The sequence below is a fragment of the Pseudomonas sp. DC3200b2 genome (genome assembly GCF_049895785.1).
Lineage (GTDB): Bacteria > Pseudomonadota > Gammaproteobacteria > Pseudomonadales > Pseudomonadaceae > Aquipseudomonas > Aquipseudomonas massiliensis.
This window is the reverse complement of record NZ_JAFCTA010000001.1, coordinates 1,136,077-1,149,295: the sequence shown is the minus strand read 5'-3', so window position 1 is coordinate 1,149,295 and position 13,219 is coordinate 1,136,077. Positions and strand designations below refer to the sequence as shown.

General features: G+C 64.3%; 9 protein-coding genes and 1 pseudogene. 2 read left to right on the top strand and 8 right to left on the bottom strand.

Annotated features, from left to right (window positions below; all coding sequences use genetic code 11):
- Nucleotides 1-14 precede the first annotated feature (14 nt).
- Nucleotides 15-563: pseudogene (locus tag ACP691_RS05505) on the bottom strand (methyl-accepting chemotaxis protein); the annotation flags it as partial.
- Nucleotides 564-1,802: 1,239 nt separating this feature from the next.
- On the opposite strand from ACP691_RS05505, the gene ACP691_RS05500 reads away from it, so the two are divergent.
- Nucleotides 1,803-3,563 (top strand): diguanylate cyclase, encoded by a 1,761-nt coding sequence (locus ACP691_RS05500; RefSeq protein ID WP_426152910.1) that lies wholly within the window; start codon nt 1,803-1,805, stop codon nt 3,561-3,563.
- A gap of 65 nt (nt 3,564-3,628) precedes the next feature.
- Here the strand turns inward: ACP691_RS05500 and ACP691_RS05495 are convergent, their stop codons facing one another.
- The 4 genes from ACP691_RS05495 to ACP691_RS05480 form a co-directional block, all read right to left on the bottom strand.
- Nucleotides 3,629-4,165 carry a hypothetical protein gene (locus ACP691_RS05495; RefSeq protein WP_426152908.1) on the bottom strand — a complete coding sequence of 179 codons (537 nt, stop codon included), beginning with the start codon at nt 4,163-4,165 and terminating at the stop codon, nt 3,629-3,631.
- Nucleotides 4,166-4,217: 52 nt separating this feature from the next.
- A complete protein-coding gene (gene ligD, locus ACP691_RS05490; RefSeq protein WP_426152906.1) occupies nt 4,218-6,914 on the bottom strand; it encodes a DNA ligase D in 2,697 nt (898 codons plus the stop codon).
- A gap of 143 nt (nt 6,915-7,057) precedes the next feature.
- A complete protein-coding gene (aroA, locus tag ACP691_RS05485; RefSeq protein WP_426152904.1) occupies nt 7,058-8,311 on the bottom strand; it encodes a 3-phosphoshikimate 1-carboxyvinyltransferase in 1,254 nt (417 codons plus the stop codon).
- 72 nt (nt 8,312-8,383) lie between these two features.
- Nucleotides 8,384-9,280 (bottom strand): EamA family transporter, encoded by an 897-nt coding sequence (locus ACP691_RS05480; RefSeq protein ID WP_426152902.1) that lies wholly within the window; start codon nt 9,278-9,280, stop codon nt 8,384-8,386.
- A gap of 217 nt (nt 9,281-9,497) precedes the next feature.
- Between ACP691_RS05480 and ACP691_RS05475 the strand changes: the two genes are divergently transcribed.
- Nucleotides 9,498-10,400: a glycosyltransferase family 2 protein gene (locus ACP691_RS05475; protein WP_426152900.1), complete on the top strand. Its 903-nt coding sequence runs from the start codon at nt 9,498-9,500 to the stop codon at nt 10,398-10,400.
- Here the strand turns inward: ACP691_RS05475 and ACP691_RS05470 are convergent.
- From ACP691_RS05470 to ACP691_RS05460, 3 genes are all read right to left on the bottom strand, one after another.
- Complete coding sequence (locus ACP691_RS05470; protein ID WP_426152898.1) at nt 10,375-11,427, bottom strand: hypothetical protein; 1,053 nt, start codon at nt 11,425-11,427, stop codon at nt 10,375-10,377. The genes ACP691_RS05475 and ACP691_RS05470 overlap by 26 nt on opposite strands.
- Nucleotides 11,420-12,514 carry a glycosyltransferase gene (locus tag ACP691_RS05465; protein WP_426152896.1) on the bottom strand — a complete coding sequence of 365 codons (1,095 nt, stop codon included), beginning with the start codon at nt 12,512-12,514 and terminating at the stop codon, nt 11,420-11,422. The genes ACP691_RS05470 and ACP691_RS05465 overlap by 8 nt, the downstream gene beginning before the upstream one ends.
- 92 nt (nt 12,515-12,606) lie before the next feature.
- Nucleotides 12,607-13,074, bottom strand: coding sequence for a hemerythrin domain-containing protein (locus tag ACP691_RS05460; RefSeq protein ID WP_040262441.1), 468 nt, complete (start codon nt 13,072-13,074; stop codon nt 12,607-12,609).
- Nucleotides 13,075-13,219 lie beyond the last annotated feature (145 nt).

The following is a 13,219-nucleotide window of genomic DNA, read 5'->3' as shown; positions in this document are numbered from 1 at the left end:
TGCTCCCCGGGACATCAGGCGACGGTCACCCGGAATCGCTTGCTGGCTCGCGCCAATCGGCTGGTCGCCTGATTCAAGTGCTCCGACTCGCCTTCGAGCACACCGGCCTGGATCGCATTGTCCTGAGCCACACCTTGCAACGCGCCAAGGTCGTCCTTTACCTGCGTGCTCGCCGCCGACTGCGACTGAGTGCTGGCGGCGATCTGAAGGCTCATGGCACTGATCGAGTCAATGTCACTGGCTACCGTGCCCAGCAAGGCCGCGGCCTGGTCGGCACCCTGGACGCAACGCTTGGCCCCTTCCCGGCTCTCATCCATGGCCTGGGTCGCCTGGAGGGTGCTTTGCTGGAGCCGCTGGATCAGCGTCCTGACTTCCACCGTGGAACTGGCCGTACGCTGGGCCAGGTTGCGAACCTCATCGGCCACCACCGCGAACCCCCTGCCCTGCTCCCCGGCCCGGGCCGCTTCGATGGCAGCATTGAGCGCCAAGAGGTTGGTCTGGTCGGCAATGCCACGGATGACGTCCAGCACCGCCCCGATTTCCTCGGAAGCCTCGGCCAGCGCAAGCACGTCCCGCCCCGTGGTTTCGATATTACCCGCCAGGGCCTGAATCTCTTTGCGTATGTGTTCGACCGCGGCAGTGCTCTGGCGAGAATGTCCATTGATGGCCACCGCGACGCTCGATGCCTGGCCAGCGCAGGCGGCCACTTCCTCGATCGAGCCCGCCAAGGCACGAAGCGCCGCGTCCATCCGGTCGGCCGCGTCTTGCTGCTGATCGACGCCACCGCGAATGCCGGTAGTGGCGCCGCTCAGTTTCTGCGCCGTGGCGCCGAGACGATCCGCCTCGTCGATCACCTCGCCCACCATACGTTGCAGCTGGTCGAGGAACTGGTGGAAACGCATCACTACGGGGCTGTGCACATCGCTGCGATAGCCCAGGTCCACTTGGGTATCGTCGGCGCCGAGACGATTGGCGATATCCAGCAGGGCTTGCCCTTCCACGGCCTCGGCCTGGCTGCGCTTGGCCATGTACACCAGGATGACGCTTTCGACGACGACGTAGAGCGCGTGCAGCAGCACGACCCAGATGTTGTGCTCCTGCACCACATGCACGGCGCTGGAGTGCTCCTGGATGAAAAAGAACGCCAGGTGATGGACCGCGATGACACCGGCGGCAACGACTATGGGTAGCCAGTCGCGGTAGTACACCAGGCAGGCCAGCAGCACAAAGATACCGAAGTGCAGTTCGGTAAAGCCGCGCCCCAGGTTGATATGGAGCGCGGCCATCACCATCAGGCCGGTGCCCATGGCGCAACGAAGCAGCCGGGAGCCTGGGGCGATTCGCTGCAAGAGGGTAAGAACGATGGCGCAGCCCCCGCCGACCAGACCGGCCTGGGCCCAGGTATCCGACCACGCGGCAATCCCCAGGGCGGCCAGGAACATGAACCAGACTATGCCCAGCATGACGCGGTCGGCTCTCAGGTAATGCTCTTTGAGTTGATCATGTGAAGGACGCATGGTGAAACTGCCTGTGAATAATCGAGTGAATGACAATCGTACGTGGCTTGACCCGGTTATCGGCCGCTCAGGACACAACCTGAAGTGCCTGCCTGTGGAACATTTGCTACGCCGACTACAAGGATCCGGAATCGAGGCTAACCCTCAGGTCGGGTAACCGCTCGTCCGCTTTCCTTTATGCGGTGGATTGGCCGTTGCGCAAGTCACTGGTGAAGAAGGTCATTGGCTTATGCTTGGCTTGTTGGAACATGCGATTGGCCCATTCCCGCACAGGAGTCAATGTTAGTGACCGATTCGCTTGCCACGACTGAATTCGCTCGTCATCGCAGGGCGAGCGTGCTGATGGCTGCCGTGACGGCGACCCTGGTGATGTCGATCTGCGCGGCCATCGGCCCTATCACACTGTTCTGGACAAATGAAACCCGAATCGAACGCAATCAGGTGGAACAACACCTGGACCTCGTTCGCAGTACGCAAAGCCTGCTGGTAGACGCTGAAACCGGTCAGAGGGGGTATGTGCTAACGGGCAAGGAGGTGTTTCTACAGCCTTATTACATCGCCTCATCGATGATGCACCCTGCGCTTGCGCGCCTCCGCCAGGCCTACTCCAGCGACAGCCAGGAAGACATTGCCAGGGTCGAAGACCTTATCGAACATGCCGAGATGAAAATGGCACACCTGGAGATGGTGATCAGGCTCAGGAACGATTCGGGCTTTGAAGCGAGCGAGGCCGAGATTGCCTCAGGCCGCGGGAAGCGACTTATGGATTACGTCCGGAATCTCGGCGCTGAACTCATAGCCGCTGAAAACCAGCGTGTAGTGGTGCTCGAGGCCAAGTTGCAACGCAATCTCCGCTGGGCAGTGGTGCTCTCGGCCCTTACCTTTCTGATCACTCTGGGGCTGGGGCGCTTCATGTACCTGTCCATGCGCAGGACCATGCGGCGCCAGGCCGAGCTGGCTCAACAGCAGAACGACTCGGCCGCGGCCGCGGTTGCGGCCACGACCCAGCTCAGCCAGAGTCTCGCGGACCTGGAGCAGCGTAACGAGGAAATCGGCTTGCTCGCCGAGCTGGCTCAGCTGCTACAAACGGAGCTGAGCCAAGAGGAGGCTTTGCAGCTCGCCAGCACCTATTGCAAGCGCTTGCTGCGCAACAGCAGTGGCACCATCTATCTGTATCGAAACTCCGCCGATGCGTTGCAGCCAGCGGCCTTCTGGGGGCATACCCAGGTTCTGCAGGAGCCGGATCCTGCTCTTCTGAGCCCTCAGGATTGTTGGGGAATCCGTCGTGGTCGCCGTCATGTGGTCAAAGATGGCCACGACATCGCTTGTCGTCACTATTTTTCCGAGTTCGAGAAGGATGCCACCGTCCGCTGGTGCCTGCCCTTGATCGCTTACGGTGAGGTCCTTGGGCTGTTGTACATTCGCTTCGCTAGCCTTGAGCGGGTGCCCGAGGCAAGCTTGCAATGCGCCGAAGCCATCGCCGAGCAAACCGCCCTGGCATTGGCCAATGGCAGGATGCGTCAAGTGCTGCAAAGCCAATCCATCAAGGATCCGCTCACCGGCCTGTACAACCGCAGGTTCATGGAGGAAACCCTAGAACGCGAACTGGCCCGGGCCAAGCGGAGCGATTCGCCGCTTAGCGTCGTGATGCTGGACCTGGACAACTTCAAGGCCTTGAACGATCACCACGGCCATCCCGCCGGAGACGCCGTACTGCAAACCTGCTCGGCGCTCCTGCAGCGCTCGCTGAGGGCTTCGGACATCGCCTGCCGATTCGGCGGCGAAGAGCTGATGGTGATCCTCCCGGACTGCACCACGGAAGATGCGGTCATCAAGGCGGACACCATCCGGGCCTCCTTCGAAGCCATGACGTACGCGGAAATCGACGGGTCGCTGCGTGTGACCGCTTCGTTTGGAGTCGCCTGCACCGCGCAGTGCGGCTTCGACAAGAGCGTGCTGCTCAAATCCGCGGATGCCGCCCTGTACAGCGCCAAGCGCAGTGGCAAGAACCGGGTGGAACGCTGGCTGCCGCCCAGCGCCGAATAGCGCTCGGCCTAGGCTTTGCAGGAAGGATCGATACTCGCTGAGGCCGCTTCGAGTCCCGGCGGCGGCTAGGTTTTTCCGAAGTGCAGCCACAAGGAGAAGGCCCCCAGCACCACCCAGAACCCGGTGAAGATCCAGGGAGTACGCATGGAAAACAGCAATGACTGGCGAAACCCCTTCTCCTGGGCTTCATACTTGCTGAACAGCGGCGAGTCGTCATAGGCCGCGCCCATGGTCGGCTCGGCGCGTAGCAATTGGTACTGCTTGAAATGCCAATGGTCGATGATCTCGTAAGCCGCGCGTATGCCCGGCCAGGCATGCAAGGAACTGACGATTCCCAGCAGGGCGAGGATGGGTGGCACCACCAGGGTGAAGAGCTTGCCCCAGTCCGGGTTCAGGTTGGCCATGGAGGAGGCGAAGGCGATGACCAGGAACGATTGCGCGGAAAGGTAGGCATTGGTGCGGTTGGACAGCAGCGAGGTTTCGTACTGGATTTCGTTGCGGTAGAAGTCCAGCCGCGCCTTGGGCGTGCCGAACATGGCATTGTCGCTGGTCTCCTGGGCCTTGCTGGCCATGTCCTGCGGTTCAGTGATGATCTTGCTCATGGGCCTCCGGTTGAGCGAGACCGGCCCCGAGGCGGGCCGGCATTCGCGCGTTTCACTTTTTCATGTTCAGTTTCTTGCGCATGGTCGCGGTGATGGTCTGGCGCACCTTGGCGTAGCCTTCCCAAGGGTCATTGCCTTCCATCTCTGCGAGCCGCTCGTGAATGTTATGGATGTTCCACTGGTTGCCGCCCTTGAGCCCGGCCACTTCTTCGCGTGACACCGGTACCGATACCGGCAGGCCTTCGCGGGTACGGGCCGCGAAGGCGCAAATGGTGGTAGCCCCTTGTGAGTTGCGCAGGTAATCCACGAAGATCTTGCCCACTCGGTTCTTGGGCCCAGCCACCTCGGAAAAGCGATCCGGCAATAGCCTGGCCAGGTGGCTGACGATGGCATGGGAAAACGCCTTGACGCTTTCCCAGTCGTCCTTGGGCTTGAGCGGCACCACGATATGCATCCCTTTGCCGCCGCTGGTCTTGAGAAATGACTTGAGCCCCAGCTCATCGAGCACCGTGAGGGTCAGTTGGGTAGCTTCCACCATGGCCTTCCAGGGCAAGGCCGGGTCCGGGTCAAGGTCCAGCACGAAACGATCAGGATGCTGGCCGTCCTTGCTGGTGGCGTTCCAGGTATGGAACTCCACAGTGCTCATCTGTACCGCCCCCAGCAATGCCTGGGGGTTGTCCACCACCATCACCGGCTGGCCGGAAAATTCCGACCCCAAGGTCGAGATGCCGGGGATCTTCAACCGTTCGGCATGTTTCTGGAAGAACAACTCGCCGGCTACCCCTTCCGGCGCACGTACCAGCGCCACCGGACGCCGCTCGAGGTGGGGCAGTATCCAGGCCGCCACCTGGGCGTAGTACTGAGCCAGCTGTAGCTTGGTGGTGCCGCTGGTGGCATCGATCACACGGTCGGGATGGGTGATGCGGATCTCCCCGGCGAGAGCTTCCTGTTTGCCAACCCGGGTGGCCTTGAGCGGTGCCGGCTTGGCTTCGTCGGCGCCAGCGCTCGCGCCCCTGGCCGCCGTTCTGGCTGACGCAGCCTTGGCAGGTGCTTTGGTCGAGGCCTTCTCGGCCTTGAGCTTGGCCGTATCCATGGGCGTCTCCTGGGTAATTTCAGTGGCGGGCTTGTCCTGGCGCAAGCCGTGGAACACAGCGTGGCGCACCGAACCCTCACGGGTCATTTCGGCATAGGCCACCTCGGCCAGTTGCGTCGGCTCCAGCCAGTGGACGCCACGTGCCTCGGCGCCCTTGGGTGGGTTGGCCAAGGCGGGCTTCTTCACTTCCAGGGGCTGTAGTCGCGCATGGATAGTCTTCAAGGTGTGTTCGTTGAAACCCGTGCCCACCTTGCCGGCGTAACGCAGCTCCCCGCTGTCCGCGTCGTGCAGCCCCAGCAGAAGCGCGCCGAAAGCGCTACGGCTGCCACGGGGTTCGGTATAGCCCACCACCACGAACTCCTGGCGATGCTTGCACTTGAGCTTGATCCAGTCATTGCTGCGACGGCTGACATAGGGGCTGCCCAGGCGCTTGCCGATCAGCCCTTCCATCTTCAGGGAGCAGGCACTGTCGAGCAGTGACGTGGCCGCTTCGTCGAAGCTGGCGGAAAACCGCAGACCGTCATCCTGGTTGGCCTGCAGCAGTTTGTCCAAGGCCGCGCGTCGTTGCTCCAGAGGCACCTGGGACAGGTCCATGCCATTGAGGTAAACCAGGTCGAACAGGTAATAGACGATAGCCTGGGCCTGATCGCTTTCGAAGGCATTTTGCAGGGACTGGAAATCAGGTACGCCTTCATCATTGTTGACAATCACTTCGCCATCCAGCCAGGCGGATTCCAGCCCCAGAGCCTTCAGTGCCTGGGCCTGGCGCGGTAGCCGAGCGGTCCAGTCATGACCGTTGCGGGTAAACAGGCGAACCTCGCCCTGGTCGATCCGGGCGAGGATGCGATACCCGTCGAACTTGATTTCGTAGGTCCATTCTCCGGCCGGCGCGGACTCGACCAGGGTCGCCAGCTCGGGAGTGAGCGTCTCTGGCAGCGGTGCCGCCACCGCGCCTTCCAGCGCGCCGCGCTTCTTGCTTGAGGCGGACGGGCTCGCGGCGGGGGTAGCGGGCTTGGTGTCAGCCGAGCGGGACCTGGACGGCGTTTTCGCTGGTATCCTGGTCGAGGCCGCCTTGCCCCTCGCCCGCGGCACCAGGGTACGATCACTGATCACGCTGTCCGGGGCCGCTTCGAGCACGTCGTACTGATCATGGTCCCGGGCCGCCTCGTCATGAGACTTGATCAGAAACCATTGCTGCTTGCTTCCACTCATGCCGGTGCGAACCAGGTTCCAGACACCGCTGAGCTTTTCCCCTTGCAGGCGGAACTTCAGCCTGCCTTTTTCGAAGGCCTTGCGCGGCTCTTCCTCCGGCTGCCAGACACCCCGATCCCAGACGATCACATCGCCGGCGCCATAATGGCCCTCGGGGATATGGCCCTCGAAGCTGGCGTAGTCGATGGGATGGTCCTCCACCTGAATGGCCAGGCGGCGATCCCGGGGGTCCAGCGAGGGCCCCTTGGGCACGGCCCAGCTTTTCAGCGTGCCGTCCAGCTCCAGGCGAAAATCGTAGTGCAGATGGCTGGCATCGTGCTTCTGGATGCAGAACTGCAGCGCGTGCTCGGCGTCTTGGCCCTTGCCCGGGCGGGCCTGGCCGGAGGGCTCCGGCGTGGCTTCGAAATCACGCTTGCGGTTGTACTCCTGCAGGGCGTCGCTCATGGCGCTGGGCCTCCTGTGCTCGCGGATGCTCGCCCGCCGGGTTCAACACCCTGGCGGGCCGACGTTTCATGAAGCGCTTGAACGTCCGAAGCGATACGGGGGCAAGAGTTCCGCTGGTCGGCCGAGCGGTGGGCGGCCGGACCTCAGGCGAAATGCAGCTCCACGCCCAGCCCACGTAGCGCATCCCAGTAGGCCGGGTAGGTCTTGGCCACGCAGGCTGGGTCCTGGATACGGATGCCGCTGACCTGGAGCCCGGCCAGGGCGAAGCACATGGCCATGCGATGATCGGAATGGGTATCGATGATTGCCTCGCTGTGACTGCCAGACAGCGCGGGATCGGCCGCTACCAGCAGGTCGTCCCCTTCCACGGTCGCCAGGCCGGGCCGGATGGCGTTCAGGCCATCGTACAAAGCCTGTACCCGGTCGCACTCCTTGACGCGCAGGTTAGCCAGCTGGGTGAAGCGCACCGGGGTGCGGTTGAACGCGGCCAGCACCGCCAGGGTCGGGATGGCGTCCTGCATCTGGGAGCCGTCGATTACCGGCGCCATGTCCGGAAAGCGAGCGATATGGGCCTGGGCCTGGGCGTCGGGCTGCGTGAAGGCATCGCTGGCCACGCCCAGGTCGATGGCGCCGCCAGTCAAGGCTTCGGCGGCCCAAAGGTAGGTAGCGGCGGAGGCGTCCGGCTCGATCAGGTAGTCATGGGCCTGGTAGCCACCAGGAGCGACACGCCAAGTGGCGTCGTCGAGCATGTCCACCTGGGCGCCGAAGGCGCGCATGCAGGCCAGGGTCAGGTCCACATAACCACGGGCGCCGATGTCCTTGCCGGTGAGCGCCACCTCGATGGGCGCTTCGCCCAGGGCCGCCAGCATCAGCAGCGCGGAAACGTACTGGCTGGACAGGCCGCCGTCGATCTCGAGCCGGCTGGCCTTGAGCGCGCCGCCGCGAACCGTGACCGGTGGGCAGCCCGTGGGGCTCTGGGCATCGATACCCGCTGCCCGCAGTGCCTCCAGCAGCGGGCCGATGGGGCGTTTTTGCATATAGGCGTCGCCGTCGAGCACCACGGTGCCAGGCACGGTCGCCACCGCCGCCGTGAGGAAGCGCACCGCGGTGCCGGCGTTGCCCAGGAACAGCGGCCCCGCCGGAACGCGCAGGCCCCCGTTGCCGGTGACGATGAAGGTGGTGGCGTCCGGCTCTTCGATGGCGACGCCCATCTGCCGCAGGGCTTCGGACATGTGGCGGGTGTCATCGCTCTTGAGCGCGCCGCTCAGGCGGCTGGTGCCCGTGGCCAGTGCCGCCAGCAGCAGGGCACGGTTGGTGATGGACTTGGACCCTGGCGGCGCCACCCGCCCCTGCAAGGGTTTGCCGGGGGGAACGACGGTGACGGTGGGCAGGCTCATGGGCTTCTCCAGGGCGAACAGGGAAAAGCGCCGATGATGCCATAAAAGCCAAGGTCCGGCAGGCCTGCGCCCTCAGCGGCTGGGGGTAGCCTGCCCGGCAGCACGCCCGCTGAACAGGCGCGGCCCGAACACGTTGATCAGCAGGCCCACCATCACCAGCGCGCCACCGGCCCATTGCAGCGGGCCCAGGCGTTCACCCAGCAGCCAGGCCGAAGAACTGAGCCCCACCACCGGCACCAGCAGCGAAAAGGGTGCCACCTTGCCCGCCGGGTAACGGGACAACAGCGTGCTCCACAGGCCATAACCGAGCATGGTCGCGATGAAGGCCAGGTACGCCAGGCTCAGCAGCGAGCTCAGGTGAATGTTGAGCAAGGAATCGACGATACGCGCCTGCCCTTCAAGCCACCAGGACAACGCCAGAAACGGCAAAGGCGGCACCAGCGCCCCCCAGACGACCAGGGCGACCAGGTCCACGTTGCCGAAGCGCCGGGTGATGATGTTGCCCATGGCCCACATGGCGCCGGCGCACAGGGTCAGCAGCAGGGCCAGCATGGGCGTAACGTGATCTCCTTCCAGACCGATCATTGCCAGGCCACCAGCGGCCACCAGCAGCCCGAGCACGCTGGACGGGCGCAGTCGCTCACGCAGGAAGAGCGCGGCGAAGAACAGGGTGAAGAACGCCTGGCTCTGCAGCACCAGAGAAGCCAGCCCCGGCGGCATCCCGTGGGCCATGGCCTCGAACAGGAAGGCGAACTGCCCCAGGGAAATGGTGGCGCCATAGGCCAGCAGCCAGCGCCATGGCAGCTTCGGTCGCTTGATGAAGAGCGCCGCGGGGAAGGCGACAAGGGCGAAGCGCAACGCCCCCAGCAGCATGGGCGGCAAACCGTCCAGGCCGACCTTGATCACGACGAAGTTCAAGCCCCAGGCGACGATCACGACCAGCGCCAGTAACAAATCCTTTGGTGACATGCTTACTCCTGAGTGCCGCGGGCGACATTGGTCGGTGGGAAGAAACCTTTGCAGCCCTGGCCGAGTCGACTAGTGAAGCGGGACGGCGCCCATCGCGCCCCGGATGCGGGGCTTGCCTTGTGAGGCGCCTCATGGCCGAAGGGATGCGCTGGCATCTTAATGCCAAGCCTGGCGCCCCGCTACCAACTGCCTGGTTTTATGTTTCGGGAGCTCTCGAATGACCACCACACCCTCCTCCCCTCCTGGCCATGTCGCCAGCGGCCCCGCCTCTGCGGGCCTGCATGTGATCACTCTGGTCCATGGGCGCAGCGGCCATTTGCACAATCTTCTCAAGGGGCTGGAGCATTCCACCGTTCTGCCCCTGGGGCTGTGGGTGGTGCATATGAACGAGCCAGCCGCCGCGTTGCACAGCGATCGCTTTCCCGTGCATGAACAGGTACTCGAAGGCGTGGACGGCCTGCCCCTGGCCCGGGCGCGCAATGCAATACTCGGCCTGCCGGTGGAGGGCCCCTGGATCTTCCTCGACGTGGACTGCATCCCCTCCGAGACCTTGGTGGAGCATTACCTGGCCGCCCTGCGCGCCTATCCCCATGACCTGCACCTGGGCGCGGTGCGCTACCTTCCCGAAGGCGCCAACGCACCGGGCTGGAACGAAGCCAGCCTGCGCGCCCAGAGCGTGGCTCACCCCTTGAGCGTCTACCGCGGCGAGCCGGGAGATGAACTGGAACACGCGCTGTTCTGGTCGCTGAACTTCGCCTGTACCCGCCCGGTGTTCGAACGCATCGGCGGCTTCGACGAGGGCTATACCGGCTATGGCGCCGAAGACACTGACTTCGCCTTCCGTGCACAGGCGCGCCAAGTGCCGCTGCGAGTAGCCGAAGCCCTGGCCTACCATCAGTACCACCCGACCTATAGCCCGCCGTTGAATCACTTCCAGGACATCATCACCAACGCCCTGCGCTTTCATCAGCGCTGGAAGGTCTGGCCCATGGAAGGCTGGCTGCGCAGTTTCGCCGAGCGTGGCCTGGTGCATTGGGAGGGCGACACCCTGCAGGTGCTGCGCACGCCTGACGCCACCGAGGTGGAAAGCTGCTTCAATACCGCTCGCCAAGGCTTTTGAAGACTGCCTCGGCCTGCTCCTGGATAATGGCCGCCGCCCGAGCGCTGGCGGCGATGTCCGCCCAGCGGCGCCAGCGCCGGCCATCGAGGGCACCGGCTTTTTCCAGTACCGAGGGCCATTGGACCGGGGCGGGCCAGGCCTCCAAGCCTAGGGCAAGGCCCGCCGCCTCCAGGCGTCGCGCCTGATACAACTGCTCATCGAATGGACGTGCCTCGGCCACTGCCACGAAGCGGCAGCCCAGGGACGCCGCTTCGGACACCAGGCTATCGCTGGCGCTGCCCAGGACAACCCATGCCCGGCGCATTTCCTCCAGTGGATCGGCCAGGTGCCCCAACGGAACCAGGTTCGCCGGGGCCTTGCTGAAGGCATCGTCCGGCAGCCCGGCCACGCGTAGCTCAATGCCTGGGCAGGCCGCGGCCGCCGCTTCCAGCAAGGGGGCGCTCAGCCCGCTGCCGCCCCGCCCACAGATCACCAGGACTCGTCCCGGCTCAGGTTCGGCCGCCGGTTGCTCGGCAAAGCGGGACAACCAGCCACTGTAGGCCGTCTTGGCGCGCCAACGCTCCGGCAGCGCTGGATCTTCCAGCTCCTGGGGATAGGGCGCGAGCAAGGCGCTGGCCGCTTCGTAGGCCAACTGGTGAGGCAGGTCGTCCCGCTGACCATGCTGGCGCATATAGATTACCGGAACGGAACACAGCCGCGCGAAGAGCGCCACTTCTACCGAAACGTCTACCACCAGCAGGCAAGGCCAATGGCTTTCGAACCACTGGGCCAGGCGCGCCATGCGCGAGCGCAGCCCCGGCACACCCAGCGGCGCGTAATGCAGCCCGGTCAGCGCTGGCTCCTCCACTCCTTCGGCGGTGTCCGGCGGCAACTCCAGGCGTTGGATATGCGAGGCCAGTGGTCCCTGCGGCAGCGCGCTGCCGATCAAGGTCACCGGATGCCCCAGTTGCTCGGCAATCGTCAGGGCCCGCACGCCGTGTCCAGCCCCGTGATGGTGAACGTAATAACCGATGTTGAATTCATGCATGGCCAGCAGCGACCTCGGCCAGCAGTCGTTCGTATCGGCTTAGCATCAGGTCGAAACCCCAGTTCTGCTCGGCCAGGGCACGGCAGGCCTGGCGGGACTTGCCTGCCGCGATCGGCATGGCTGCCGCCAGGGCCTCGACATCATTGGCCGGGACCACCACGCCGGTGTCCTCGGTCACCAGGTCGGCGATGGCGCCCCGGTCGAAGCCAGCGACCGGCGTACCGCAGGCCATGGCCTCGGCCACTACCAGGCCGAAGGGCTCGTCCCAGCAGGGGGTGACCAAAGCGACCTTGGCTTGGGCGAGTGCCTTGACCAACTGTTCCCGGGAGAGATGCCCCAGGTGGTGTACCCGTGGCCCCAGCAGGGGCTCGATGTACTGACGGAAATAGTCATCATCGGCCATGTTCCCGGCCAGGTGGATTTCCATGCCCGCCTTGCGCGCCGCTTCGATGGCCAGGTGCGCGCCTTTTTCGGGGACAAGGCGCCCAAACCACAGGGCATGGTCGCCCGGTGGCGTGGCCGAAGGCATCCAGGCCTGAAGGTCGATACCGTTGGGAATGACCTCGCACTCGGGCAACAGGTGCCGCCAACTACGGGCATTGGCGGCCGAGACCGTGCAGAACCTGCCAGCGGCGCGGCCGTCGCCGTAGGCGTTGATCAATTCGAAGAAGGGCGGCGTATGCAGCACCGTCAGCATTGGCGTGCGCAGCAGGCTGGCCATGGTCGCCGGCACATAGTGCAAGGCGTTATTGAAGATCACATCCAGGCCCAGGCTGTCGATGCGCTGCATCAGACCCAGGTAGGCATGGTGCTCGGCCATATAGCCTTCGCTCAGGCTGATCGGCAGGCAACGATGCTCGATGATGGGGTCGACCCGCAGCGCTTCAGCGCTCCCGTCCCGGGCGAACAGGGTCACCTCATGACCACGGGCGCGCAGGCCCAGCACAATGTCGTGGGTAAAGGCCTCCAGCCCGCCCGCGAAGGGTTGCCGGATGGGAAACTGGATATGCGCGATGACCCCGATACGCAATGGCCGGGACGGGGCCCGGAACTTCTGGGCGGCGGGGCTGTGGGAGGTGGTGGGCATCGGGTCTTCCAATGACAAAGGCCACCCGAGGCACTCGCGGCTCCGGGCCATGGGTCCCGGACCAGAGCGCTCGAGCGGCCGGGGGGGGGGGGTCAGGCGGCCTTGCGAGTCAGCTCTTTCTTCAACTGCTGCTTGAGCTGTTCCATCTGGGCGCCGATTTCGTCCAGCTTGTCGCCCAGCAATTCCTGGGCCTTGGGGAACATTTCCTCTTCCTCTTCTTCGATGTGATGCTCGAGCATTTCCTTGCACACCTTGGCCCGACCGGCGAAGGCCGGGGTGGCCGGATCGGTGGCCTTCAGGTCAGGCAGCACCAAGGCTTCCACCGCACGGTGCTCTTCCTTGGCCTCGTAGTACATCACGTCCTCTTCCTTGCTTCCGGCTTCCTTGAAAGCCGGGTACAGGATGTCTTCCTCGATATGAGTGTGCAGGGTGAGTTCAAGCTCGATCTTGCCCAGCAGCTCGGCCCGCTTCTTGACGCCGCGCTCGGTGGTCTTGGTCAGCTCTTCGAACAGCCCCTTGAGACGTTCGTGGTCCTGCTTCAGCAATTCGATGGCATTCATGGTGTGGTCCTCAGGCTAGGCTCGACGGTCATTTTTCTGGCCCAGCATGCCGTCGGTTCGTGCTGGCCCTGTTTGGCACTTCGAGTGAGTGGTCTCCCTTATGCTGAGCGAGACGGCGGGCCATTGGTTCCATCGGCTCAAGCGA

Coding starts and splice junctions, on each gene's coding strand:
- ACP691_RS05470 (WP_426152898.1), bottom strand. CDS start 11,427: ATGCATGAATTCAACATCGGTTATTACGTTCACCATCACGGGGCTGGA.
- ligD (WP_426152906.1), bottom strand. CDS start 6,914: ATGAGCGACGCCCTGCAGGAGTACAACCGCAAGCGTGATTTCGAAGCC.
- ACP691_RS05460 (WP_040262441.1), bottom strand. CDS start 13,074: ATGAATGCCATCGAATTGCTGAAGCAGGACCACGAACGTCTCAAGGGG.
- ACP691_RS05465 (WP_426152896.1), bottom strand. CDS start 12,514: ATGCCCACCACCTCCCACAGCCCCGCCGCCCAGAAGTTCCGGGCCCCG.
- aroA (WP_426152904.1), bottom strand. CDS start 8,311: ATGAGCCTGCCCACCGTCACCGTCGTTCCCCCCGGCAAACCCTTGCAG.
- ACP691_RS05480 (WP_426152902.1), bottom strand. CDS start 9,280: ATGTCACCAAAGGATTTGTTACTGGCGCTGGTCGTGATCGTCGCCTGG.
- ACP691_RS05475 (WP_426152900.1), top strand. CDS start 9,498: ATGACCACCACACCCTCCTCCCCTCCTGGCCATGTCGCCAGCGGCCCC.
- ACP691_RS05495 (WP_426152908.1), bottom strand. CDS start 4,165: ATGAGCAAGATCATCACTGAACCGCAGGACATGGCCAGCAAGGCCCAG.